The organism is Paenibacillus periandrae (genome assembly GCF_022458865.1).
GTDB classification, from domain to species: Bacteria; Bacillota; Bacilli; order Paenibacillales; family NBRC-103111; genus Paenibacillus_S; species Paenibacillus_S periandrae.
In genome coordinates this window covers 32,227-57,167 of record NZ_JAJNMU010000010.1, presented here as the reverse complement: position 1 = coordinate 57,167, position 24,941 = coordinate 32,227, and the positions used below count along the sequence as shown (strand labels likewise).

Genomic DNA, 24,941 nt, shown 5'->3' with positions numbered 1-24,941 from the left:
GGTTTGTTCTATATTCCCCACGATGTATAGAAGCATGTGGAATTCATCGCTTCTTTTCTTTTTGGATAAACAGACTTAACAGCAATGCCAGTCCGGCTACTCCGGCTGTGATCCAAAACGTATGCCCGAATGCAATACCCAGGTCAGCCGACGCTTCGCTAGACAGCTGCTTTAACTGCCGAGACAAGAACGTCATTGTAATCGTTATTCCAAAGGAGGACATAATCTGCTGGGCTGAAGTTGTGATTGGCGTCACCCGGCTGACCAACTCCCGCGGTGCCAGCTTCAGGATATGCGAATTGATTTGCATCAGCGTCAAGCCTTGACCAAGACCGACAAAAGCAAAACTGGTCAGCATATAAATGGCTCCGGTTTGGGCTGAAATTTGCGTCAGGGCGAGCAAGGCTCCCAACAAGGAGCTGATTCCCGCGATGACTACCGGACGGGCGCCATATTTGTCAAATAATTTGCCGCCAATATTAATCCCTATGGTGGACATAATGGCTTGAGGAATAACGTACAAGCCGGCTTCGAATGGAGACAGTCCTTTAACCTGCTGGAGATATAACGGGAAGAGAAGCAAGCTGCCGAACAAGGCAATTTGATTCAGCCAGGCAAGAATGGCTCCGTGCAAAAACGGTGGCGAACGGAAGACACGCAGCTCCAGCAGCGGCTGCTTTTGCCTGAGTTCAACTGTAATAAAAAGGAGGAGCGTCATGACGCCAAGCGCTAGCGTACCCAGAGCCAGCCCATCCGACCAGCCTGTTTCGCCGCCTTGATGAATACTGAATACAAGCGAAGCAAAGGCTACAGGGGCAAGTAGCGCACCTCTCACATCTAATTTCATCTCCTTGCTCGGGCTTGTCGCCGGAAGAAACTTCAACGCCATGAAAAATGAAAGCATACCGACTGGCAGATTAATAATAAAGATCCAATGCCAGTTGACGTATTCAATCAACGAACCGGATAAAATGGGACCCAGGATAGGAGCCAGGAGCATCGGAATGCCTAATATCCCCATTATCGATCCTCGCTTGTCTGGTGGTGCTATTCGAAAGGTTGTCGCTATGCCAATGGGAGCAATCATGCCTCCGCCTAACCCCTGAATGATCCGATAGAAAATCAGCTGCTCAGGTGTATGGGCAAGCGTACATAATAAAGAACCTATCACAAACAACACGATGCTAGACAAGAATACTTTTTTCGCCCCGAATCGGTCTGAAAACCATCCAGCCAATGGAATGACTGCTGCAAGGGCGAGTGTGTACGCGGTTATGACCCACTGAATGGTTCCAAGCGTGGTGCCGAAATGAACGACGAGCTTGGGAATGGCAACATTCATGACCGTGCTGTCCAATATGACCAGAAACATACCGCAAGCTATGGCCAGCAATGTCGGTAGAATCTGTCTGATCGAAAACACCGATGAAATGGGCTGTGCGTGATCGGACAAAAAGTGCACTCTCCTTTCCATGTTAGTGTGGATATTCGTTTCCCTGAACACTTTAGTTATACCACAACGAACAATGTTCGTAAAGAACAATGTTCGTTGTGGTATAAAAATTTTTACTGATGGTTGGGAACAAATAATTAGGAAAGTATTGGCGAGGGCGGAGTGAATGGAAGAAGTGCAGCCCCCGCGGCAGCAAATTATTGTGCCATAATACGACTCTGATAGATGCAATACGTATGATTTTAATTGTAATTGTAATTGTGTATAATTCGATTCAATAGCTGACAGTAGGCTCAAGCACCGTTAAAGTATTATTGAACGTATTCAAATTTGCCACAGCACCTATAGGAATCGCAGCTTTATATGGACCGTGTGCACTACTCAGATTGGTCATGAGGGGCTTGCCAAGGGGAACAACGAATTCATTAATAAGATCTTGATATGATTTTCCATAGGCATCTGGACAATCTGTACATTCCCCCATTATGATACCAAGACAGTTCGCGAATTTGCCAGCCAGCTTCAGATGGTTCAGATATCTGTATATCGTATTAATAGGTTCGTGGGTATCCTCCAGAAATAATAGTTTCCCCCTCGTATCGATTTCAAAGGGAGTGCCCAAAGTATCGACCAAGGAAGTCAGATTACCCCCAACTATGGAGCCAGTGACGTTGCCCGGTACCCTGCTGACCAACGGAAATCCTGGTGGATTGTGAATTTCCCTGTATAAGGATAACGAAGACGTTGCCGAAAAAAACTGATTGAAACTGTACGCGGGCGTATCCGGCTTGAAATCGATAAGCATGAGACTGTGGAAAGTAATCAAATTAGCAAATTGGTACAGGGTATTCAGCAGAACGGTTATATCGCTATAGCCGGATATGATTTTGGGATGGCTCTGGATGAACCGATAATCAAGATAAGGTAAAATTCCGGCTACTCCGACACCTCCTCGTGTAGGCAGGATCATTTTCACCTGATTGTTTTCAAACATCCTCATCAAGTCGAGTGCCCGCTCCTGATCAGTACCTGCTATAAAACCATTTTGCGAATATACAAATTGACCTACAATAACATTAAACCCCATACCTTTTAGAAAGTTAATGTTGGCATTTATAGTTTCTGCCTCCAATGGACTACCCAATGTAACGACACCGATGGTATCGCCCTTTTGCAAAATAGCCGGCCGAATCGCCATTCGCACACCTTCCTCTCAAAAATTGCACACGCATGCTTAACTTCATTTATTTAAAGTATATGGATACATTCAATCAGCCATAACACAAAAAAGCCTCAAATTTCGAGGCTTTAGTTTTAGTATTGATTGTTATTAATGGAAATGGGGCATAGGTATCATTATCAATGATGCAATCGTCTACGTTCAAATACTATAATATTGGGTCTGATAGATACTATACGGAAACGATTATTCAAGAGACAGCGTTCAGCACGCAATACGCGGCCACCGATAAATAAAAAACCTCTACATGGAAATGCACTGCCAATAATTCGAAAAGCTCTAATAACTCGAATACCAGCAATCCGACGGAACTCTATTGTTACGACATCATTTCTTATAAGAGACATAACCTTTCACCTCACTTTCGTATATGAAACTACTCATAGTAGATGCAAGTAGAATAATTATTGGAACAGCTAGTACCCCTATGGCTTCACAAATCCGCTGGACAGCATTTCCAGCTGAGATGGCTGCCTGCAAGCCCTTGTAAGCTTTAAGATGTTGTAACTTTATTTTTGATGTGCTACAATTTATACCGAACGTTCAGTATAATAAAACGAATGTTCAGATAGGAGCTTCAACATGAGAGAACAACACACGACACACCTACTGGATACCCAATCGGTTGGTCGGGCTTTCCTTCGTTATTTGATCCCTTCCATGCTGGGGATGCTGCTGGTCGCTGTCAATATCGTTGTTGATGGTGTCATGGTAGGAAACAAGCTGGGGTCCACGGCGCTCGCAGGCTTAGGTATTGCAAGTCCTGTATATACGATATTTGTCGCCATGTCACTTTGGATTGGCATCGGGAGTGCAACCTTGTATTCACAGGCGATGGGTGCTAAGGAGCATCATAAGGCACAAACTATTTTTTCGTATTCTGTAACGATTATTACCGTAGCAACACTCGTGATAGGCATCACTGCCTTTATGTTCCGTGATCCGCTCATCTATGCGCTGGGTGCCAATGTGGAGACGTATCCCTATGCGTCTGCCTATATGAATGTGATGCTGCTGTTCGGCTTCGTATTTACTATAGAAAATGCACTGAGCATTTTCGTCCGAAATGACGGTAATCCCAATCTGTCGATGATGGCGCAGATTACCTTTGCCTTGTCTAACATTGTTATCAATTACTTTGTGTTATATGTGTTTGAGCTGGGGGTTGCCAGCGTGGCTATGGGGACGATCATTGCTGCATTTCTTGGCTTAATGGTGATCTTCACCCATTTTCTCAAAAAAACGAATCATCTGAAGCTGCGGCGGTTCAAATGGGATAAGGCACTCCTGATTACAGTTATCATAGTAGGATTTCCAAGCTTTCTGGCCGAGGTCGGTATCTCGGTTTTTACGATTTCGCATAATGTTTCACTGGAAAAGTATGCCGGGACAGACGGGGTCGCTGCATTTTCTATTATGAGTTATATTCACAGCATTATTTTACTGACCTTCTTAGGAATGGGCTCGGCGATCCAGCCACTAATCAGCTATTATCATGGAGCTCGGCAGGATGAACGGAAGCGGCAAACGATTCGGATTGCAGTCCGCACGGCGCTTGGAGCGGGGGCTGTCTTATTGCTGATTGTACAGCTGGCGACATTGCCGATCGTTGGGATTTTTGGACATTTTAGCAGTCAGGTCACAGCTCATGCTGTCCATGGGCTCAGGATTTTCGTAATCGCCTATCTGTTTATGGGCATTAATTTTGTGATGATGACTTATTATCAATCAATCGGCAGTATGAGAATGGCTATCTGGATCACTGCAGCGAGGGAAATGATTCTTATGCTGGCGTTTATTACGGTGCTTCCAAGGATCATGGGGATTACGGGGATCTGGATGGCTGTTCCCTTGTCAGAATGTATTGTACTGATCACGATACTTATTTATTATAGGAGGCAGGGATCTTTAGGGAAACCTGCATTACGTAAGGCTGGTATCTAAAAAGGAGATGGACCCGATGAATAAAAAACAGCTGCAGAGTGAGCAGACTAAAAAAAAGGTAGCTGAAGCCTCAAGGGCATTATTTGCCCAAAAAGGGTATACAGCCACTTCCATTGAGGATATTGTAGCCGCGACGGGAAGCAGCAAAGGGAATATTTATTATCATTTTCATAACAAAGAAGGATTATTCTTATATTTGCTGGATGAATGGGATCGGGATTGGAAGGAGCAATGGGCAGAGAAGGAAAAGCTGTACACAACCGTCGAAGAAAAATTGTATGGGTTTGCTGAACATCTTGTCGTGAATGATCTGAACCACCCGCTAACCAAAGCTACGGATGAATTTATATACAGCGAATGGGCAAGAAATGATGTACAGGAGGAGGTAGCCAATTATCTTTCTGACCATGTGCAATTGAACCAAAGAATGCTCCAGCAGGCGATGGACGCGGGTGAGCTGAAGCCGGCTGACGCACGGACACTTGGCTTTATACTGGAGGGATTGCTAATGGGGCTTGGTGAAATGTCCAAACGTTCCCCCAACCATGATGCGACGTTGAGCATATATCGTCAAGCCATTCATGTGTTTCTCCATGGCACAGTCGTTTAGAAGCCAAGCGCTCTATCTTCAACTGACGGAAATAGAATGGAAAAAATTGCATGACCGCATATGGCTTCATTTCGTTTTTTATTGGAAAGCTTGGAGAATCTAATAAAAAACGATGAGGGGTCACAGGCCATTGGATACTTCCAAATACGATTGTATCATTATTGGGGGAGGTATTGCGGGCTTACAGGGAGCGATCCAGCTCGGCAGATATAAGCACCGCGTACTCGTTATAGATAAGGGGGATGGTCGTTCAAGCCTCTGCAGGAGCTATCACAATATACTCGGTTGGCCGGACGGGGTAGCAGGCAATGAGCTTCGCAGTCTTGGCAAAATGCAGGCGGAACGACTTGGCGTGCAGTTCATCCAGGATGAGGTGACAAGCCTTACAAGGATAGACGACGGGTTTAATGTACAAAGGTCAACGGGTAATCAAAGCTTTGAGGCTATGACTGTATTGCTTGCAATGGGGTTGAGCGACAGGTTCCCGGCGCTGCCTGGACTTAAGCAATGTCTCGGACTAACAGTGTATGTATGTCCCGATTGCGACGGTTATGAAGTTAATGGACGACAGACCATCGTAATGGGCGCGGGTAATGTTGGGGCTGCCATGGCGTTGACGCTGACCTACTGGACCCAGGCTATCACGTATATCAATCATGAATGGCAGACTAAGTCGGTAGATGATGAGCATTTGGAGAAGCTGGCTTCACATGGCATTGTCCATATCGACGCAGCGTTGTCTGAGGTTGTAAGAAGTGATTTCAACGGTGATTTTCAGGGTGTTCTTCTGGATGACGGACGTATGCTTGCAGGCGAACGGGGCTTTATCGCTTTTGGCGGGAATCATGTTCATTCGGAGCTCGCTCGTCAGGTGGGCATTGAATGCCTGGAAAATAAGCATATCCTCACGGACCCACGCACCAAGATGACCAACATACCTGGCATATGGGCAGCAGGCGATATCGGCGTGCATGCGGAGCAGCTGACTATAGCCATGGGGGAAGGCTCTCAGGCTGCGATATGGATTCATAAGGAACTGATAGGAGCACACAGAGTCACGCCAACCTACAAACGGGATCTTCAGCTTGAACATCGTTGAATACGTCGATTACTGTATATGGATAGAGTAAGCAGAGTTCATACTGCCCGCTCTATTCATTTTTATTTTCACTACCTGCAGCATTACTCCCGTCTTTATTTAAGGGCAGCAACGCTGAGCATTGGACTCGCGCCGGGTCTGACCAACCTGTTGGCTGCTCACGCCAAACATTTGATGGATCGGACGGATGCGATTGATATATCGATCATGCTGGGCTTGGGCGACCAGCATGGTAAAGCGGCAATTGAATGGACTGTGGATAATCTGGGCACGGATTTTACTGTGATGCGGGCTGGAAGCAGGGTTGTTGTATCCAGCTTTACAGACGGTAAAATAACGGACTTTGGATTATCGTTGGGACATAGAAAGTCTTATAGGTTCAATTTTGCTGATCAGCATGCTTTATCACGAACCTTGGGTGTGCCATTGGTATCCACGCGACTCTGTTTTGACTCGGCTGCCGTTACCATCTTGCTAGCGTGGTTAAGAGCAGGTGGAGTGTTCCGTTTATTAAAATTGCAGCGTATCTGCCATGCTGCTATCTTATTGTTCAGTAAGCTGCGATTTGGAAAAGAGATGTTTGCCGTAAAAATAGATGCATGGGGAAAAAAAGGTCAAGATGACCTGTTGATAGAATGTCTGGTTCAGGGGATCAAGGAAGCCAGCATTACGGCAAAAGTAGCTGCGACTGTAGCTGATAAGGTTTACCGTTCTGTATTGCCGCATGGCGTGTATCATATTGACCAGTTACTTGAATGGGAAAGCTTGTTTCCCGAACTTCCTCCTGAAATTAAGGTTGATATCCGAATAAACGGTAAATAAATATTAGTTCTCTCCGTAACCCTGACAGTATGCTGTCAGGGTACTTGCTTTATGATTAGAAGTGTAAAGAAGAAACACAGAGACCCCAAATTCGAGGAGGCACTTCTAATGACAACGATCAACCACACATCAAACCATGTAGACACTGAGATTCGCCCTTTCCACATCGCCATTCCACAAGCGGATCTTGATGAACTGCACTACCGCTTGTCCCGCACTCGCTGGCCTGAAGCACTACAGGATGCAGGCTGGAAGTACGGCGTGTCGCTTCCGTATGTGAAAGAGCTGGCCGCTTATTGGAACAATGAGTATGATTGGCGCAAGCATGAAGCGCGTTTGAATGAATTTCCACAATTTACAACGACGATAGATGGGGCCCATGTGCATTTCCTGCATGTTCGTTCACCGGAGCCTGATGCGATGCCGCTCATCCTCACACACGGTTGGCCAAGCTCGATTGTAGAGTTTTTGGACCTGATTGGACCGCTTACGGACCCACGGTCACATGGCGGTAATCCCGCGGATGCCTTTCATCTTGTCATCCCTTCAGTGCCTGGGTTTGGCTTCTCCGGTGCTGCGCTCGAATCCGGCTGGAATATAACTCGTATTGCCCAAGCATGGGCAGAGTTGATGGAACGTCTCGGTTACGAACAATACGGTGCTCATGGCAGCGATTGCGGTGCGCTCGTTTCCCGTGAGATGGGCATTCAGAAGCCTGACGGTCTGCTCGGTATCCATGTGCTGCAACTGTTCTCCTTCCCGTCCGGCGATCCTGCTGAGATGGTAGATCTGTCCGCAGACGATCAGAGCCGACTTCAATTTCTGGCCAGCTTCCATGAACGGGCCGGCTTTAATGCGATTCAGCAAACCCGGCCGCAGACATTGACATATGGGCTGACGGACTCTCCTGCAGGCCAGCTCGCCTGGATTGCTGAGTTGTTCAATGGATTTGGTGACCATGTGGATTTCATCAACCGTGATGCGTTTCTGACGAATGTAATGCTCTATTGGCTGACCAATACGGCGGAATCCTCCACTCGCCTCTACTATGAAAATGCACATAACAACAAACAGACCGTACAGGGTCCTAATACGACCAAGACCGGAGTTGCTGTGTTTGGCTACGACTTCAAATCGATGAAGCGTTTTGCAGAGCGCGATAACACTAACATTGTGCATTGGTCGGAGTTTGAGCGTGGCACGCATTTTGCCGCCATGGATGCGCCGGATCTTTTGGCTCCCGACTTGCAAAGCTTTTTCCGTCGCTTCAGATAATAACATGACTCCCTCGCATAAGAAGGTTATAGACGGTTAGGTGTAGAAAATAATAAGAATCTGCCAGTGTGACCATTAAACTCGTTAAGGAGGAACTTCAAGTGAAACTGGATCGGTTGCTTGCCATTACGATGACTTTACTCAATCAGCCCCGCGTCAATGCAACTGAACTGGCCGAGCGCTTTGAAGTTTCTCTGCGCACAATCTATCGGGATATGGAATCGATCAATCAGGCTGGAATCCCGATTGTTTCATTTCCTGGCTCGGACGGAGGATATGAGATTATGTCAGGATATCGTATAGATAAACAAGTCTTGTCCCTCGAAGACTTTTCGTCTATTTGTTCGGCCTTGAAAGGAGCTCGCTCCGCTACCGACAGCTCGGACATCGATGGGCTTTTGGAGAGAATCAATATCTTGATGCCCACTACATCGAATGCCGCCAATATGGTTCATGTGGATCTTGATTTCACTCCAGCCCCCAATGATAAGGTGAAAATCGCCCCACTTCGTCAGGCCATTAAAGAACAGTATATCGTCCGGTTTGAATATTTGGATAGCAAGGGAACGGAAACCGAGAGAATGATCGAACCGATGGGACTATTTCTCAAAGGATATGTATGGTATTTGTATGGCTATTGCCTCACTCGATCTGCTATACGTGTGTTCAGGCTTTCCCGTATGCTCAGGCTGCGAAGCTTGCCTGAGACCTTCGTTCGGCGCGCTTATACGCTGCAGGATGTTGAAGAGCAGTTCATGAGCCATGCTAATTTTTCCAAGGTGCGAGCAGTTCTGCATTTTAATCCTGAAGTCAAGACCAGAGTAAGAGATGAATATGGTTATGACCAGATCATAGATAATCCGGACGGCACGATATCCGTAACGGCCCATTATTCCTCCAAGGAAAAAGCGGTTCAGAACATTCTTAGCTACAGCAGCCATGTCAAGCTTATTGATCCTCCCGAATTAATTGCCGAGCTGCAAGGTCATATTATGAAGATGGTTCAAATTTATAAAATCGACTGATGTATCGAACGCCAAAAGCTTATTATTTTCATGTTTAGGTATATCCATTGGATAAAATTCTCCTTTTCGGTGCAAAATTGGTTTTCTTTCATATGATGAGATAAGACCTGTAGCGAAAGGAATTAAATACTCATGGAATATTTCGATATGCTGGCTAAATTAGGTATTGGCAATGCTCATCCTGGAGGGTTTACAGCAACTTTAAAGCAGCTTGAACAATATCCACTACCTACTAACTGCCGAATCCTTGAAGTTGGTTGTGGCACTGGCAGAACATCATGTTATGTAGCTGCTCAGGGTCATGATGTAACAGGTATAGATATTCGCCCAGATATGATCGCAAAAGCAAAAATACGGGCTGAAAAAGAGAATGTCTCGGTTCAATTTATGGAAGGAGACGCAGGCGCGCTCCCATTTCCTAACGAATCATTTGATGTGATTCTTGTTGAATCTGTATCCATATTCACGGATACGGATAAGGCATTATCGGAATATTATAGGGTTTTGCGTACTGGAGGCAAACTTTTTGACAGAGAAATGATACTGTTACAACCAGTGTCTACAGAAATCAACGAAGAGATTACTGGATTTTATCACATTGATAAGCTATGGGGCATTGATGATTGGTCAGCATTAGTAAACACAAAGGGCTTTAATCGATCACAGATAGAGGGTCCATTCTTGTTTCCTGAAACAAGTGAGGATCTTTTGGAACATCCAGACCCATCTCAACAAATTGATGCTGGTTCTTTTCTTGACATCCATGTTTGGGAAGTAACAAGCAAGTACAACGGTATCATGGACAGATTTCGAGAATACATCGGATTTGTTCTCGTTATTGGAACTAAATAAATTAAAAGAAAGAACAAGATATCAAGCTCTTGTTCTTTCTTTGTCTTCACTTTTCTGTTAAATAAAGAAACCAACCGACAACACGATCACCAACAAAATGTAAAGAACCAAAATTTCTGCGGTAGAAGTTCTGCCAACACCAACACAGCTCATCGATTATCCCTCCTTTTTACTTACAATGTAATGATATGCACCATTCGTTCCGAAGGTATGGATTGTAACCTAATTAACATGGACAAATGGAAATTATTCAGGAAACGCATCCGACAGCCACTTGATTACAACCGTTTGAAGGAAATTCATAATAGCTGAATAGGGCATAGCTAATAATCCTTCAGTATGGTTTGCGGTTGATAATCCATTATTTGGCTGCTCACTTCATAGCAGGGAGTAGGTTTTCCCAAACAACATCAAGTACCGCCTGCATTTTTTTCTCATCCGACGTTATGGTAATGACCGCATCCTGATTCGGCAAAATGATACAAAATTGACCGTTTGCACCTCTTGCGCAAAATCCGCCAAACCGGCATCGCCAAAACTGATACCCATAACCCTGCTGCTTGTCTATATCATTCATAGCCATTGTGGATATATGAGCAGAAACTGCTTGATCAATCCATTCCTCTGATATAAGCCGCTGGCCATTCCAAATTCCTTTACGTAAGTATAACTGTCCAAATTTGGCAATGCCCTCTGTAGTAAGATTAAGACCCCAGCCGCCACAGTTAATTCCCATAGGACATGTCTCCCAAGTTACATTACCGATTCCAAGAGGTTCAAAAAGTCTGGGGCGTAGATAATCAAGCAATGTTTGTCCGGTAATCTTCTGTACGATTGCGGACAGTATGTAAGTAGCGCCGCTGTTGTAGACGAATCGTGAGCCTGGAGCTTCTTCGATTGGTGTTTCGAAGAAAGCTTTTACCCAATCACCATGATGTGCATTCCGTATGTGGTTTGTGGGATCTTCGGAGTGTCCTGAAGTCATTGTAAGCAGATGTTGGATCAGCAAGGAGCTCATATTGGACTCAATTTCCGGTGTCATATGATCTCGGAAATATGGGATTACCGGTTCTTCAAGGGACAGCAGACCATCATCAACTAACATACCGATAGCTGTTGAGCAAAAGCTTTTGCTAATTGAAAATAAAGCATGCGGTTCGTCTGGTCGATGCGTCGGCCACCACTTTTCGGCAACTACATGGCCGTGGCGAAGCAGCATAAAGCTGTGAATATTCAATCCGGCAGCTTCCATAGATCTAGTGAATTGTTCAATGGCATGTGGAGTGACATTCTGCTCTTCGGGTTTGGAACGAGGAAACACTTGTTCTATCATAATAAGCCCTCCCGAGATATGGTATCTTTGTTCATCATAACATGGATTGGGCATAAGGGGTGGGCGAAATTGGAAGAAAATAAAAATTTTGAGGAGTAAAGCTTGATCAAACATTGGAGCAGTTATTGTGGATAAAGTAACCGCGAGTTTGCAGATTAAAAGTGGTTAGGCTATGATAATTACAGTTTCGGAAAACCCAATAGGAGCTGATTAAATATGAACCTTGATGTCAATACAAAAATGAAAATATCAAAGTCTGTAGAGGACGTATTCGATGCTTTTGTGAATCCTGCACAAATGGCAAACTATTGGTTCAAAGGCACGGATAAATGGGAACAAGGGAAAACGATCACTTTGAAATATATAGAATACAATGCCCAGGTGGATATTAAAATATTGGAGCTTGAAACAAATAAGAAAATCGTATTCCAATGGGGAGCAACTGAGGATGGCAACGTAGCTACGATTACGCTGAAGGAGCTGGACGCTACGCTTACCATTATTGAGGTTAACGAAACAGGTTTTAAAGAAAATGATGATGAGCTCATAAGCAAATTACTGGGCAATAAAGAGGGCTGGGTATACATGTTGACCTGTTTAAAAGGTTATTTGGAATACGGTGCTATTTTGCGAGCTTCATTAGTCATATAAGGTTGGTTCCATGTGCAACGGTAGTCTGGACTTTATTACGTTGTCCTTGGCTACCGTTGAATTTATAGAATTACTGAATACGATTACATAAGCCTTCTCACTTTTATGTGGAAGAACCGTTCTTATATTTCCGCAAGCTTATCCAAATAAGCGCGCAGAACGTCATGTTGGAGGACGAGACTCATGAACTTGCCTTCGCGAATGCATTGAACCAAATCTGCCGTCTCCAATTCTTTGATATGATGGGAAATGGTCGCGGCGCTTACATTATGGGACTCATGCAGCGTACTGCAAGGCAGAGGCTCTTTGGATGCTCCAATTTCTTTAAGCATTTGATAACGTCGAGGTTCGGCCAAGGCGCGGGATATCCTCGCGAACTGTTGGTCTGATAAGGTCGTCATACACATGTTTCTCCTTTTCTGTGACATATTATTTTGGCTTGAAAACTTCGGTATATATATTGTCTGTCGCTCTTCGTTATAATGTAGGAAGCATCTTGCTTGGTTAACACAGAGCCTGGCAGCAAAAGCAACTATGATTATGTTATCATACCATATTTGATTCAAGATTTCCCCCGTACAGGTCGTGATTATCGACCCTCCATTAACTCCTACTATTATCCATGTTTGAGACATTGATTGAATTGACTCCGAACACAAATTGAAACACGATTGCGGTTGTGATCGCTTTATTGCTTAGCAGCTTACCGGCCAATAGATTGCCTACCATGCCGGTTACACCGAATAATACCAGCATTAAGCTGATTTGTTTGCCATTCATGTGAGACACGGTATCCAGATACTCAGCAAAAAATACTGTAGACGGCATACATCGATAAGTTCAAGAAAATGACAGTCGCTATGCTTAACCAGACCAGAGGTCTTTTCAAAACGCCGAGCTGAGCCCCGTAGGATAGTTTTTCCTTAACCTGCATTGATGGAACAAAAGTGAGAATGGCTACGAATGCGATCGCATTGACTACAGCAAAAAACCAGAGTGAGGCTCCAAGCGACATGACGTCCGCGATTAAAGACGTAATAGGTGTACCAATGACCATCCCGGCAGTTACGCCCATGAATACTTTGGATATGGCTTGTGGAACTTGTTCTTTGCTTACGGAATTGGCGGCTGCTGTAAAAGCGACCGAGAAATAACACGTCAATCCATCCTTCTTTTTTTGTCATCAATTAGATATTTGCATAACTATATGAGTGAAGAGGCGGTTCGTCAAGTGCCTTTTTGTACACATTAACAAGGAATATTAGTTTAAATGTGGAATTCGTTAACATAAGAGGAATGCAAACTAATAGGTGGAAGGTGCGAAGCTAAATGAAGGAAAAGGTTCTCGAAGCTTATGAAAAGCTTGCTAAAGACTATGAATTACATGTTGATCTGGAGAGTGGGCATAACGCTTATTATGAACGACCGGCGATGATGAAGCTTATGCCAAGTGATATGACTGATCTTGTAGTTCTGGATGCGGGCTGTGCTGCAGGCTGGTATACGGAGCAATTTATCAAACGGGGTTCACAGGTTACGTCTGTTGATTTAAGTCCTGCCATGGTAGAAGCTTGTAAAAGACGAGTCGGTTCAGAGACAGCGGTATTCACTTGTGATTTGACTGAAACGCTTCCGTTCCATAACGAGACATTCAACCTGATTGTTAGTTCTTTGACACTTCACTATATCGATGACTGGGCACCCACCTTTCGTGAATTCCATCGTATCCTGAAACCAGGGGGCTGCCTGACTTTCTCCGTACATCACCCTTTTATGGACTTTAAGCACTTTGAAAGACCGGATTATTTCGCTCATGAGCTATTGAAGGAAACTTGGAACAAACAGGAGTCTGGACCCGTGGAGGTTACATTTTACAGAAGACCTCTTCAAGAAATACTTAACGTGACATCAGCACAGTTTGTAATTGACCAAATCGTGGAACCGCAGCCCGATATACAATTCAAAGACCAACCGGAGGCGATGGATTGGTATAGACGTTGGTATGATCGTCTTTCGACGAACCCGCATTTTCTTATAGTAAAAGCACGAAAATTATAAGTGGGCATGCCAATGAAGGTTTTATATAAAATTAGGGGGAAAGAACCATGCTGCATTCACTAATCTTTGATATGGATGGGACACTATTTCAAACAGATACAATTTTAGAGTTATCACTTGAGGATGCTTTTAATCAGTTACGGTCACTAAACAAATGGGATGCAGCAACCCCTATTGATAAATACCGTGAAATTATGGGTGTACCTTTACCCAAAGTATGGGAGGCCTTGTTGCCTAATCATTCCATTGAAGAAAGAGAGCAAACGGATGCTTATTTTCTCGCAAGATTAGTTGAAAATATAAGTAGTGGGAAGGGTGCTTTATATCCGAATGTAAAGGAAGTTTTCAGTTTTTTAAAAGAGAATAATTGTTCAATTTACATAGCAAGTAATGGTTTAACGGAATATTTAAAAGCAATTGTGAGTTGTTGCTGTCATCGTGAGCACGATTTGATGTCTTAAAATTTTTGGGTTCGAAGTAAATAAGAAAGGCGGCCAACAATTCCGGTGGTCGCCTTAAAACGTTATGAAGCGCTACTTTTTACTCCAGTATTTTTCGATAATGGCATTGCGGCCGGAGGATTCTCCACATTGCCGCCCATATATCCGGACAAAATGCCGAGAATTCCCGGTTGTTCTTCAAATGGACTTACCATACACCAGAAGCAGCCGCCCGCAAACGTTGCTTTTTGTATCATACAATGTTCCTCATTCCATGACGAATAATTAGTTATAGGAATTAATTGAAGGCAGTGGGAGTAGGCTCAATGTCATGTAACTAAGATATCAAGAACCGCTATGAACCTCGGACTTCGTGTAATAGAGCGCATTGAAAATAAAAAATAAGACAAAGCTTAATCCACTGGGATATAAAGGGTTGAGAACATCAATATCCACATTTGATTTAATCAAATCAAGCAAATGAATGATTGCAGAACCGAATGGAAAGTAGCTTACAAAAGTGATACGTTCCGGAAAATGGTCCTCAACTCCCTGAATCGCCATCATATTAATGAGGATAGCGACAATTCCGAGCACAACCGGAGGGATGAAGCTTTTTCCAACAATCCCGGCTGTCATCATAATCGGGATAAGCAGAGCCTGCAGCACAAACATCCACAAATACGCATTGGTATATTTCCAGAAGAGATCGGCTGTAATCGGTTGATGGCCTATTAAGCTGCCCGACAACCAAATCAATGAATAATTAAGGGCAGATACCGTAAGCGATAGAAGCAGAACAACAACCATTTTTGCAAACAAAATCGTGACGCGACGATGAGGATATACGAAAAGCTGATTAACCGTATTATCATTGTATTCCCGGACCACCACATATCCTGCTAGCATCGATAATAACATCGGACCAATCATTACGTTGAGAAACAGAAGATTGTTATTTAACAGATTGGTCCAATTCATGTCCTTGAATTCACCGAATGTGGTGATTAACGCAGGCAGTACAGCGCCAATGATCGTTAACCAGAGAATGTTGGAGCGTTTAAGTTTCAGTAATTCGGTATACATAATATTAAGCACTCCGAGCACCCCCCGTCAGGCTAAGGAAATAATCCTCCAATGTTTCACGCAGCATCGTAATTTCGCACACATCTATGCCGTTATTAACAAGTGTTCGATTGATCATAGCCGATTCTGATAGCTGTTCGAACACCCTGACAATGCCCGGTTCGGGAACGGAGTAGTCTTGAATGCCCAGCTTCTGCTCCAGCAGCATAACTGTCTGACGATCATTGCTTACCTTATACTCCACACAATGTCTGTTTCTCATCTGCAGCGCTTGTTGTTCAATTTCCTCCACTAATTTTCCGTTATGAATAATGCCAAGTACCGTAGCCATCTGTTGAACCTCACTTAAAATATGGCTCGATACTAAAACAGCAATATTGCGTTTAGATGCCAACTCAATAATTAAATTGCGTACTTCCTTTATTCCAACAGGGTCCAAACCGTTTGTCGGCTCATCGAGGATAAGCAGCTCTGGATGATGCAGTAGAGAACGGGCTATGCCAAGACGCTGCTTCATTCCAAGCGAGAAGCTTTTTACTCGCTTGTTGCGAACGTCCAGCAAACCTGCTTGCTCCAGTGAATGTTCAATGCTTTCCATGTTCCCCATGCCCATCATTCGGCGGTGGATGTCCAGGTTCTCGGCGGCAGTCAGATTGGGATAAAAGCCGGGTATTTCAATCATCGAGCCGATGCGTTCAAAAGCGGCTCTGCGCCCCGACTCCAAGGTCTGCCCGAACAGTTCGATCTGGCCTGATGTGGGCTGGATGAGACCCATAATCATACGAATCGTCGTCGTTTTACCAGCCCCGTTCTGGCCGAGAAAACCGTAAATTTCTCCTTTTTTCAAGGAAATGTTAATACAGTCGACCGCTGTGTGATCTTTATACTTTTTGGTGAGGCCGCTTGTTTGCAAAATGGTTTCCACTTGTTTCGAACCCCCTATAAGTTTTGCATAGCAAAATGACTTCGTAAGTCATCATCTTGGTGGTTTTAATTATATAGAATACAATTTACATCCTAATTAATTATTCCTTACATTTTTCTTAAGTCGCCTTGGGCAAATAGAAGGAAAAACTGGTTTTTTGATTTGGGATGCTATCGACATGAATTTCACCTTGCTGTTTCTCAACTAATTTTTTGGTGATCGTCAGGCCCAGTCCATTCCCTTGCTGCACAGCATTTCTGGATGCTTTGCCCGTATAAAGGCGCTCGAATATATGCGGCAAATCTGTCTCTGAAATTCCTTGGCCTTGATCCCAAACATCAATCCATACGCGTTCATCCTCTTCCCGGACACTAATGCCGATCATTCCACCTTCCACTCCATAACGAAGCGAATTGGACAGCAGATTGTTCATAATCCGATCTATGCTGTGCCCATTTCCCCAAACGTAAATGGGGTGTTCGGGAAGCTGCAGATGTGGACTCAATTGTACGAGCTGAAACTGATGATAGAAGGAAAGTATCGCTTCTTGTATTTTGTCAATGATGTTGATTCTCTCAGTGTTCAATAGTTCATCATCGGCCTCCAGTTTGGAAAGCTCGAAGAAATCTCGTATCAAAGCTTCCAGCTTGTTCCCCTTAGAGGAGATGATTTGGAGGTAATGCTGTCGTGTAGCTTCTGTAAGGGTTCTATCTGTCTGCATGAATTCTACGTAGCCTAGAATGGCTGTTAGCGGTGTTCGTAAATCGTGGGAGAGATGGGTAATCATTTTTTTTCGTTCGCTTTCCAGCCAGTTGACCTTCTCCATGCTTCGCTGAAAGTCATCGATGAGTCGGTTCATGCTGCCTCCGAGCTCGTTCAGAGATTTCTTCGTGGTGGAGATACGGACTCTCTGATTGCTGCTGCCATTGCGTATCTCTTCGATACGGGAGGTCACGATCGCTAATTGCCGTTTGAAATGCCACTGTCGAATAACAAGTAAGCTGCTTGCAGCAAGCAAAATAACGGTGATGATAGTCTGGATGTACGTGAACATCAGTTAGCAGCCTCCCCGAGTTTGTATCCAATTCCCCAAACCGTTTGAATATATTCCGGCTGAGACGGATTCAGCTCAATTTTAGTGCGAAGACGGCGGATATGCACCATGACCGTGTTATCATCAGACATACAGTCTTCCTTCCAGACGGCTTGAAAAATTTGCGCCTTCGTGAAGACCCGGGAAGGTTTGGAGAGAAACAACTTTAATATTTCAAATTCTTTGGAGGTCAGCGTTATTTTACCGGTTCGTGACGCGACTTCATAGGTATGTAAATTGATCGTAAGATCGCCATGGGTCAACACGGACGAGGGATCGTCTTTTGTACTATTGTTAAAGTAGACATAACGTCGAAGCATAGCCTTGATCCTCGCGGACAGCTCTCCAAGCCCAAAAGGCTTTGTTAAATAATCGTCCGCACCGAGCCCAAGTCCGATGATTTTGTCCACCTCTTCTCCTTTTGCAGACAGGATCAGTACAGGAATATTTTGTGTTTCTCGTACGCGGCGGAGTACTTCATAACCGTCAATCTCAGGGATCATCAGATCCAAAATGAGGATTTGAAATTGTGTTTGTGTTAAGAGGCTGATTGCCTCTTTTCCGTTGTAGGCGGATGTCGTTTCGTAGCCTTCTTTTTGTAAATAACTGGCCAGCAATTCGTGAATCTCCCGGTCATCTTCGACAATGAGTATTTTTGAAGTTATATTGTCCACTCCTCGATAGTTCGGATAAAAACATCTTACCTTTTTTTGGATTTTCGGAAAAGCAGTAACTATGATCAACCGTCTATAATTTATAGAAACTATGAACAAACCAAAGAACCTCCATTTCCTACTTTTATCGTAGATGTGGAGGTTTTGTACATATTTTCGAAAATGACTCGCTTTAGGGCGTCAACGCAAACCAAACCATGATTTTGCCTCTGCGCTGTTGAGTCTCCATATCACGAGTATCGGCAGGATAACACCAAGTAAAAACCCAATGCTGTGCCAGACGCTGAACTCGATGATCCGCAGCAAGATAAGGATCACAGAAAATACAATGGCGTTCCTGCGCCGAAATGGATGAGGAGTGTTCAATTGAACTGCTACCCAAATGGCTGCAATCCCCAGGACAATCATTGCCAGATTTAATTATGTTCTTTGATAAGTAATAGTTTTGCTTATTTATCATATCCATCATACATTTATGATATACTGTAAACTAGTTGACTATATAGAAAGGTATGTGTAGAGTAAATGCAGAATGAAAAAATGGATATCATCCTAGATACTTTTAAGGCATCCAACTTACTTTCAAGGTGGGGGGGTAAATTAGCATCCAAGTGTGATCTCACGAGTGTACAACAATGGTTAATATTGGACACAATTGCTCAACCTCAAAAAACGTCTTTAGGCGATTTAACCAAAAATACTTTGGTAACGAAGCAAAATATTACAAAGATGATTGAACGGATGAAGGCTTCGGGGCTAGTACAGACCAACCAGGATGCAGATGATAAACGCTATGTTTATGTCGAATTAACCGCAAAGGGCTACGAAAGATTGGAACAGCTAGAAGATATGCGGACAGAAATGGATGGCAAAGTGCTCAGCAATTTTACAGAAGAGGAATTAATCACTTTCTCTCATTTGTTAAATAAGCTGATCGATCAACTTAAATAAAAGAGCGGAAGGAGTATTGTCTTATGATTAAGGAAAAAAAGGTAGCGTTGATTACTGGGGCTGGACGAGGGATTGGTGCGGCTGCAGCGAAAGAGTTAGCTGGTTCTGGAATACAAGTAGCCATTAACTACTTATCTGACCATGATAGTGCCGACCGAGTAGTCAACGAAATTCAACTGCAAGGCGGAGAAGCGATAAAAATTCAAGCGGATGTGTGTAACACAGAACAGGTAGCACTGATGACAAAACAAATTGTTGATCAGTGGGGACGGATTGATATTTTAGTGAGCAATGCCCACATCCCTTTTGTTGTTAAGCCGTTCCTGGACATTACATGGTCAAGCGCAGGAATTCGGCGAATTTGGTATCACTGCCAATGTAATTTCACCAGGAGCCGTAGAAACCGAAGCTTCTAAAGATCAAGTTGAACAGTTCAGAGCAGCGATCACTGCTTTGACTCCACTGAAAAGAGTGGCACAGCCTGAAGATATTGCTAAAGCGATTGCGTTGTATGTTAGCGAACAATCAGGTTTTATAACAGGCTCATATGTACCCGTTAATGGCGGAAAAGATATGATTTGAGCTACTATTAATGTTTGTTATAGCATCTAGAGATCTGGGAGGGACGTTTATACTATTATGGTTACCAGAGAGACACTCGAGCAAAAACAAATCTGGATTTATGCGATTACGTTGATCGCAGCTGCAGCTATTGGTTTGATGTGGCCAGCTTTTTCTTCGTCCTTTGGGCATGTAACCTCTATCGTGATTGCGATTCTACTATATAGCATGTTCACACAAATTCCTTTTTTTCGTTTAAAGGAAACGTTGTCCAATCGTAGATTTATGTACGCCCTGCTTGTTACCAACTATGCGGCTGTGCCTTTATTGGTCTGGCTGCTGACTAGCCTTTTACCTGATCAACCGCCTCTATTGCTTGGTGTTATGCTCGTGCTTTTAGCACCCTGCATTGACTATGTTATCGTCTTTACTCACCTTGGCCGCGGCAACGAGAAGCTGATGCTGATCTCAACTCCTTTTCTTTTTATTACCCAAATGCTATTTCTGCCCTTGTATCTATGGCTTTTTATCGGAGATCAAGCCGTTCCATTTATCCATTTGGAGCCTTTTTTTGAAGCATTCATTGGACTTATTCTGATTCCACTTCTGCTTGCTCTAGGTACACAGCTATGGGCCGCACGTAGTAGAAGGGGAGAATTGACTTTAGATGGAGCTGCTTGGCTTCCGGTTCCCTTTATGGCTTTGACGCTTTTTGTCATTGTGGCGTCCCAGATCAGCCGAATCTATGAGTATTATGATGTCATAAAATACGCAATTCCGATTTATATCGCCTTTATGATCATTATGCCTTTTGTCGCAGCACAGCTTGCAAAATGGTTTCGATTGGATGTTGCCGCTTCCCGTGCGCTCGTATTTAGCGGAGGTACGCGCAACTCATTGGTTGTCTTACCGTTTGCCTATGCATTACCCGATCCGCTGGATGGACTAGTTGCTGCGGTTATTGTCACCCAAACGATCGTGGAATTGGTAGGCGAGCTCATCTATATTCGTATGATTCCCGGTTATATCATTCGTGATCATTCATAATTTGAGAACGAAAGGGGCTGCCAGCTGGTAGTCCTTTTTCCATTTCTCGGATATACGAGCCCGGCAATTGCACCTTGGAGCTGTTTGGGTATAGATTTTACCCATATTTGGCATATTAATTTTTAGGAATCGAGCAGAATGGAAGGATTGAGGTGATAACGATTGGGAAATAAAATGAATCCGCTTATTATGAAAATGTTAAAGTCATCGAATCACACTTTCCTGCTAGCCTTGCTGCAAGAAGCTTTCCAGGATGCGGCGGATTTTGAAGTTGTCTGCATCGGCGAAGTAGAGTCCCAAAAGGTTTATCTTTGTTATTTATCAACACTTGTAGGTTCTGATCATTTGGGCTTTCATGTAACTTCCATGGAACAGAACCAGCTTCACACGGTATTGGAAAGCTTTTATGGAACTAAATATGCAGAAGGCGGCTTCACTGCGTGCGAGAGCTCTATATGCAGCGGGAAGACCGTTTTATGTATGTCACACGCATCCAATGGAATCATTCTGGAGACGTATTATCCGCAGCAAAGTACTGTGCAAGCACCGCAAACCGAAAATGTAATCCAGGGGCCGATGTATGCCTTCAATGAAAATTATCAAACAAATGTTGCCCTACTGCGCCAAAGAATAAAAACATCGCGCTTGAAAATATGGGAATCTACCTTAGGCAATGTGATGCAGAGCAGGGTAGGGGTTGTTTACCTGAAGGATGTAACGGAGCCAAGTCTCGTTCAACATATATGTGACCAAATAAGCAAGATTGAGATCGATGGTATTCAGGATACGGGAGAGCTTCTGCGATTAATAAACAACCATTCTACTTTTAATTTGTTTCCTATTGCCATTACATCAGAACGCCCGGATCGAGCGGCAGCTTCTCTGTTAGATGGAAAAGTTATTATTATTCTGGAAGGAACCCCTTTCACCATTATTGCACCAACTGCTTTCGTAGATTTTTGGCAATCAGCCGAGGATCAGTATCTTTCACCTTTTGTTGCTGTTTTTCTAAGGGTGCTGCGGTTTGCTGCTCTCATGATTAATTTGTTCTTGCCTGGCTTTTATGTGGCGATAACCTCAGTTAACATTGATGTCAATCGGTTGGAGATTAGTCTTGCCGCTGCAGCGAGCAGAGAAGGCGTGCCCTATCCTGTCTTAATTGAAGCCATGCTCATGCTGCTGATTCTGGATTTTATTGTAGAGGCTGGAGTTCGTCTGCCTAAGTCAATCAGTTCCACAGTGACCATGGTCGGTGGTGTCGTGCTCGGCCAAGCGATCATTCAAGCGAATATTGTAAGTAATCTGCTCGTGATTGTGGCTGCAACGACGGCCATTACGAATTTTATCGTTATCGACTATCAAATGGGACTTGTACAAAGACTATTAAAATATTTTGTGCTTTTAGGGGCCAGTTTAATTGGCGTGTTGGGTATTGTCATTTGCTTTGTGATCATGGTTATTTTTCTATCCCGTATTGAATCCTTTGGCGTATCCTATCTGACACCTATTGGGCCAAATGCACGGGTCCGCTCCCGGGGTATCGGTCTAATTGAAAAAATGCATCCTTTTTCAATTAAATTCCTCATGAATTTGTGGAAAGAGAAGAGGCAGAGAACTTGAACCCATCCAAGCTGCATATTTCCTTTAGCCAATATTTTGTATTGCAGATTATGTTATTCGGGGGTACTTCTTTTTTTCTGTATCCCTTTTATGTCGTTCATGCAACGAACAACAGCTACTGGATCATTATCGTCATCTGGATGCTGCTCGGCTTGTTGGGTGCATGGCTGTATAGCTGCATGTTGGCGATAGAACCTGGTAAAGATGCTTTTGCTATTTGTAAACAGCAATTTGGTATGGTGGGGAGTATATTATTCATTGTACCTTTGCTGTGGTTTGTCGGGAGCTCGATCGTTCTGATGATTCGCTCACACGGGGAAATGATCTCCATGACCATGCTGCACGCAACCCCTCAATGGTTTTTAAGCGGGGTTGTTTTTATCTCTGCGTTTTTGGCATCAGGCGGACTTATCTCGATTGTTCGTACAGCAGGTGTGTTCGTTATTGTCAGTATACCGTTATCCATTGGGTTAACGCTGTTAGGTCTGAGTGACAATGATTTTCAGCTGGGAAAACCATGGCTGCAAAGTAACGGAGATTTTTTACAGGAAGCCTCTTTTTATGCCTCTTCCTATATATGGACGGGTTTTATTTATTTTGCAGTTACCGGTGCCTACTCAAATAAACCCAAACAGCTCTGGAAACCATACGGGATTGCTGCACTCTTTTTTTTACCCATGATAGGCGGAGCGGTGTATTTTCCCATTCTGACCTTTGGTCCCGAATTAACGAGAAGCCTTACCTTCCCCTACATCACCAAAATGGATTCGATAAGTCACTATTGGCTGGTCATTGAGAATCTGACAGCTGTATTTGTTTCGGTATCGATGTTATATGTCATACTGGCCATGGCTCTTATGATCTATTGCTTCGTCATTGGAGTTCGTGCACTGTTTCCCAGGTTTAAGGAAAATTGGTTGTATATAACTACGGGGCTATGGGCGTATGGATTAGCGTTAATTATCCCTTCTTGGAATTGGATGGAACAAGCGGTCATATGGGCTACCCCACTTCGTTTATACGTCGTATTTGTCATTCCGACAGCTATTCTGATCAAATATCGGATACAGAAAGGGAAGATACGTCAACCATGAAACCAACATCGTTACTCCGCCTGATAGGTATCGTTATTTTATTCATGCTCATGCAGGGCTGCTGGGACGTCAAGGATATAGACAATCGCATGCTGGTCGCCGTCTTGGGAATCGAACATGCCGAAGATAATAAAATATCGCTTTGGGTGCGGTTTCCTATAACCAAATCTACGCAAACAGGCGTAGGCGGGCTCAATAAAAGCTTTTTTATGACACGGCAAATTGGAGATACAGTGGTAGATGCTTTGGATAATCTGCGATCAAGATTGCCTAAATCGCTTGATATGTCTGAGACAAGAGCCATATTTTTGGATCAGGAATTAGCTGAAAAGGGAGTAAAGCCTTACCTGGAATTCGCGGTGAGGGATCGAACCCTTCCGTTAAGCACAGTGGTGGCCTTGATATCAGGCAGTATGGAGCCGATTTTCGCAAAACCTAATCCTACAGGAGAATTGTCAGGTATATATACAAAGCTTTTTTTTGAACCGTACGCTGGTGGAACTCCTCAAAAGAATAAGGTTCCGCTTTGGCGCTTGTTTAGTCGCTTCTACAACCCTATGGAACAAAATCTCGTACCCTTATTGGAGAGAAGTAACGTGAATTTGTTTGAATTAAAGGGAAATGCCTTTTTTATAAATGACAAGATGGTCGGAAAGCTTACCCCTGAGGAAACATTGATTTATGAAATTATTACCCAAAAGATGAGCGGTTTTGAAATTGAAACGGCACAAGGAGCCAATGTGAAAATCCTTAAAAATAATACATGGATCTCCTCGAAAATGATAAAGGGCAAGCCGGTCATTTCCATCCGTACCCTGCTAACGATGACGCTAATGGATTCCTCACAGTCCACGGAGAATGATACAGCAGAGATTGAGAAGTCAGTCAGCAAGCTGCTTGAGGAGAGAGCCGAGAAAGTATTTAAGCTGACGAAGCAGAAAAAGTCCGATATATTTGGCTTCGGAAATCGTTATCGAGGCACACTGGCCTCTAATCAGGACTGGTCCGAAATGTACCAGCATGCAGAAATTGAAATGAAAATTGTGTCCAAGCTGAGAAACACAGGGCTTCAAATGTTGAAATAACGA

Annotated in this window: 27 protein-coding genes and 2 pseudogenes; 17 read left to right on the top strand and 12 right to left on the bottom strand. The window is 43.8% G+C overall.

Going from position 1 to position 24,941, the window contains the following annotated elements; translation table 11 throughout:
- Window positions 1-43: 43 nt before the first annotated feature.
- Window positions 44-1,453 (bottom strand): MDR family MFS transporter, encoded by a 1,410-nt coding sequence (locus LRL21_RS17820; RefSeq protein WP_240417149.1) that lies wholly within the window; start codon window positions 1,451-1,453, stop codon window positions 44-46.
- A 274-nt stretch (window positions 1,454-1,727) separates the two neighbouring features.
- Window positions 1,728-2,651 (bottom strand): S66 peptidase family protein, encoded by a 924-nt coding sequence (locus LRL21_RS17815; RefSeq protein WP_240417148.1) that lies wholly within the window; start codon window positions 2,649-2,651, stop codon window positions 1,728-1,730.
- A gap of 624 nt (window positions 2,652-3,275) precedes the next feature.
- On the opposite strand from LRL21_RS17815, the gene LRL21_RS17810 reads away from it, so the two are divergent.
- From LRL21_RS17810 to LRL21_RS17780, 7 genes are all read left to right on the top strand, one after another.
- Window positions 3,276-4,637: an MATE family efflux transporter gene (locus LRL21_RS17810; RefSeq protein ID WP_240417147.1), complete on the top strand. Its 1,362-nt coding sequence runs from the start codon at window positions 3,276-3,278 to the stop codon at window positions 4,635-4,637.
- A gap of 16 nt (window positions 4,638-4,653) precedes the next feature.
- A complete protein-coding gene (locus LRL21_RS17805; RefSeq protein ID WP_240417146.1) occupies window positions 4,654-5,247 on the top strand; it encodes a TetR/AcrR family transcriptional regulator in 594 nt (197 codons plus the stop codon).
- 130 nt (window positions 5,248-5,377) lie between these two features.
- A complete protein-coding gene (locus tag LRL21_RS17800; protein WP_240417145.1) occupies window positions 5,378-6,346 on the top strand; it encodes an NAD(P)/FAD-dependent oxidoreductase in 969 nt (322 codons plus the stop codon).
- An 18-nt stretch (window positions 6,347-6,364) separates the two neighbouring features.
- On the top strand, window positions 6,365-7,168 hold the full coding sequence (locus LRL21_RS17795; protein ID WP_240417144.1) for a saccharopine dehydrogenase family protein: 804 nt from the start codon (window positions 6,365-6,367) through the stop codon (window positions 7,166-7,168).
- A gap of 108 nt (window positions 7,169-7,276) precedes the next feature.
- On the top strand, window positions 7,277-8,443 hold the full coding sequence (locus tag LRL21_RS17790) for an epoxide hydrolase family protein (RefSeq protein WP_240417143.1): 1,167 nt from the start codon (window positions 7,277-7,279) through the stop codon (window positions 8,441-8,443).
- Window positions 8,444-8,544: 101 nt separating this feature from the next.
- Window positions 8,545-9,468 carry a helix-turn-helix transcriptional regulator gene (locus tag LRL21_RS17785; protein ID WP_240417142.1) on the top strand — a complete coding sequence of 308 codons (924 nt, stop codon included), beginning with the start codon at window positions 8,545-8,547 and terminating at the stop codon, window positions 9,466-9,468.
- A gap of 132 nt (window positions 9,469-9,600) precedes the next feature.
- Window positions 9,601-10,320, top strand: a complete 720-nt coding sequence (locus LRL21_RS17780; protein ID WP_240417141.1) for a class I SAM-dependent methyltransferase — start codon at window positions 9,601-9,603, stop codon at window positions 10,318-10,320.
- 57 nt (window positions 10,321-10,377) lie between these two features.
- Here LRL21_RS17780 and LRL21_RS17775 read toward each other — a convergent pair whose 3' ends face one another.
- Together LRL21_RS17775 and LRL21_RS17770 are read right to left on the bottom strand one after the other, a co-directional pair.
- Window positions 10,378-10,473: a sporulation protein YjcZ gene (locus tag LRL21_RS17775; RefSeq protein WP_091167964.1), complete on the bottom strand. Its 96-nt coding sequence runs from the start codon at window positions 10,471-10,473 to the stop codon at window positions 10,378-10,380.
- A 220-nt stretch (window positions 10,474-10,693) separates the two neighbouring features.
- Entirely contained in the window at window positions 10,694-11,653 is a 960-nt protein-coding gene (locus LRL21_RS17770; RefSeq protein ID WP_240417140.1) for a serine hydrolase domain-containing protein, read from the bottom strand.
- 216 nt (window positions 11,654-11,869) lie between these two features.
- On the opposite strand from LRL21_RS17770, the gene LRL21_RS17765 reads away from it, so the two are divergent.
- Window positions 11,870-12,304, top strand: a complete 435-nt coding sequence (locus tag LRL21_RS17765) for an SRPBCC family protein (RefSeq protein ID WP_240417139.1) — start codon at window positions 11,870-11,872, stop codon at window positions 12,302-12,304.
- A 122-nt stretch (window positions 12,305-12,426) separates the two neighbouring features.
- On the opposite strand, the gene LRL21_RS17760 is transcribed toward LRL21_RS17765, so the two are convergent.
- The 3 genes from LRL21_RS17760 to LRL21_RS17750 all read right to left on the bottom strand — a co-directional run bounded on the left by LRL21_RS17760 (window position 12,427) and on the right by LRL21_RS17750 (window position 13,466).
- Complete coding sequence (locus tag LRL21_RS17760; protein WP_240417138.1) at window positions 12,427-12,705, bottom strand: ArsR/SmtB family transcription factor; 279 nt, start codon at window positions 12,703-12,705, stop codon at window positions 12,427-12,429.
- Window positions 12,706-12,907: 202 nt separating this feature from the next.
- A complete protein-coding gene (locus tag LRL21_RS17755) occupies window positions 12,908-13,132 on the bottom strand; it encodes a hypothetical protein (protein WP_240417137.1) in 225 nt (74 codons plus the stop codon).
- On the bottom strand, window positions 13,107-13,466 hold the full coding sequence (locus LRL21_RS17750; RefSeq protein ID WP_240417136.1) for an MFS transporter: 360 nt from the start codon (window positions 13,464-13,466) through the stop codon (window positions 13,107-13,109). The genes LRL21_RS17755 and LRL21_RS17750 overlap by 26 nt, the downstream gene beginning before the upstream one ends.
- Before the next feature lie 167 nt (window positions 13,467-13,633).
- Here LRL21_RS17750 and LRL21_RS17745 point away from each other — a divergent pair, with 167 nt between their 5' ends.
- Both LRL21_RS17745 and LRL21_RS17740 read left to right on the top strand, forming a co-directional pair.
- Window positions 13,634-14,362: a class I SAM-dependent DNA methyltransferase gene (locus LRL21_RS17745; RefSeq protein ID WP_240417135.1), complete on the top strand. Its 729-nt coding sequence runs from the start codon at window positions 13,634-13,636 to the stop codon at window positions 14,360-14,362.
- A 35-nt stretch (window positions 14,363-14,397) separates the two neighbouring features.
- Window positions 14,398-14,787 (top strand): annotated as a pseudogene (locus LRL21_RS17740) (HAD family hydrolase); the annotation flags it as partial.
- A gap of 119 nt (window positions 14,788-14,906) precedes the next feature.
- Here the strand turns inward: LRL21_RS17740 and LRL21_RS17735 are convergent.
- The 5 genes and pseudogenes from LRL21_RS17735 to LRL21_RS17715 all read right to left on the bottom strand — a co-directional run.
- Window positions 14,907-15,059: pseudogene (locus tag LRL21_RS17735) on the bottom strand (peptide-methionine (S)-S-oxide reductase); the annotation flags it as partial.
- An 88-nt stretch (window positions 15,060-15,147) separates the two neighbouring features.
- A complete protein-coding gene (locus LRL21_RS17730) occupies window positions 15,148-15,900 on the bottom strand; it encodes an ABC transporter permease (protein WP_240417133.1) in 753 nt (250 codons plus the stop codon).
- Window positions 15,893-16,813, bottom strand: coding sequence for an ABC transporter ATP-binding protein (locus tag LRL21_RS17725; protein ID WP_240417132.1), 921 nt, complete (start codon window positions 16,811-16,813; stop codon window positions 15,893-15,895). Before LRL21_RS17725 ends, LRL21_RS17730 begins: the two co-directional genes overlap by 8 nt.
- A gap of 118 nt (window positions 16,814-16,931) precedes the next feature.
- Window positions 16,932-17,867: a sensor histidine kinase gene (locus LRL21_RS17720; protein WP_240417131.1), complete on the bottom strand. Its 936-nt coding sequence runs from the start codon at window positions 17,865-17,867 to the stop codon at window positions 16,932-16,934.
- Complete coding sequence (locus tag LRL21_RS17715) at window positions 17,867-18,580, bottom strand: response regulator transcription factor (protein ID WP_240417130.1); 714 nt, start codon at window positions 18,578-18,580, stop codon at window positions 17,867-17,869. The genes LRL21_RS17720 and LRL21_RS17715 overlap by 1 nt, the downstream gene beginning before the upstream one ends.
- A 525-nt stretch (window positions 18,581-19,105) precedes the next feature.
- Here LRL21_RS17715 and LRL21_RS17710 point away from each other — a divergent pair.
- The 7 genes from LRL21_RS17710 to LRL21_RS17680 all read left to right on the top strand — a co-directional run bounded on the left by LRL21_RS17710 (window position 19,106) and on the right by LRL21_RS17680 (window position 24,938).
- The gene (locus tag LRL21_RS17710) at window positions 19,106-19,531 is read left to right on the top strand and encodes a MarR family winged helix-turn-helix transcriptional regulator (RefSeq protein WP_240417129.1); all 426 of its coding nucleotides are present in this window, start codon (window positions 19,106-19,108) and stop codon (window positions 19,529-19,531) included.
- Between the two features lie 23 nt (window positions 19,532-19,554).
- On the top strand, window positions 19,555-19,947 hold the full coding sequence (locus LRL21_RS17705; RefSeq protein WP_240417128.1) for an SDR family NAD(P)-dependent oxidoreductase: 393 nt from the start codon (window positions 19,555-19,557) through the stop codon (window positions 19,945-19,947).
- On the top strand, window positions 19,838-20,113 hold the full coding sequence (locus LRL21_RS17700) for an SDR family NAD(P)-dependent oxidoreductase (protein WP_240417127.1): 276 nt from the start codon (window positions 19,838-19,840) through the stop codon (window positions 20,111-20,113). Before LRL21_RS17705 ends, LRL21_RS17700 begins: the two co-directional genes overlap by 110 nt.
- 57 nt (window positions 20,114-20,170) lie before the next feature.
- Entirely contained in the window at window positions 20,171-21,139 is a 969-nt protein-coding gene (locus LRL21_RS17695) for an arsenic resistance protein (protein WP_240417126.1), read from the top strand.
- A gap of 162 nt (window positions 21,140-21,301) precedes the next feature.
- Window positions 21,302-22,759 (top strand): spore germination protein, encoded by a 1,458-nt coding sequence (locus LRL21_RS17690; RefSeq protein ID WP_240417125.1) that lies wholly within the window; start codon window positions 21,302-21,304, stop codon window positions 22,757-22,759.
- Window positions 22,756-23,853 (top strand): GerAB/ArcD/ProY family transporter, encoded by a 1,098-nt coding sequence (locus LRL21_RS17685; protein WP_240417124.1) that lies wholly within the window; start codon window positions 22,756-22,758, stop codon window positions 23,851-23,853. Before LRL21_RS17690 ends, LRL21_RS17685 begins: the two co-directional genes overlap by 4 nt.
- Complete coding sequence (locus LRL21_RS17680; RefSeq protein WP_240417123.1) at window positions 23,850-24,938, top strand: Ger(x)C family spore germination protein; 1,089 nt, start codon at window positions 23,850-23,852, stop codon at window positions 24,936-24,938. Before LRL21_RS17685 ends, LRL21_RS17680 begins: the two co-directional genes overlap by 4 nt.
- Window positions 24,939-24,941 lie beyond the last annotated feature (3 nt).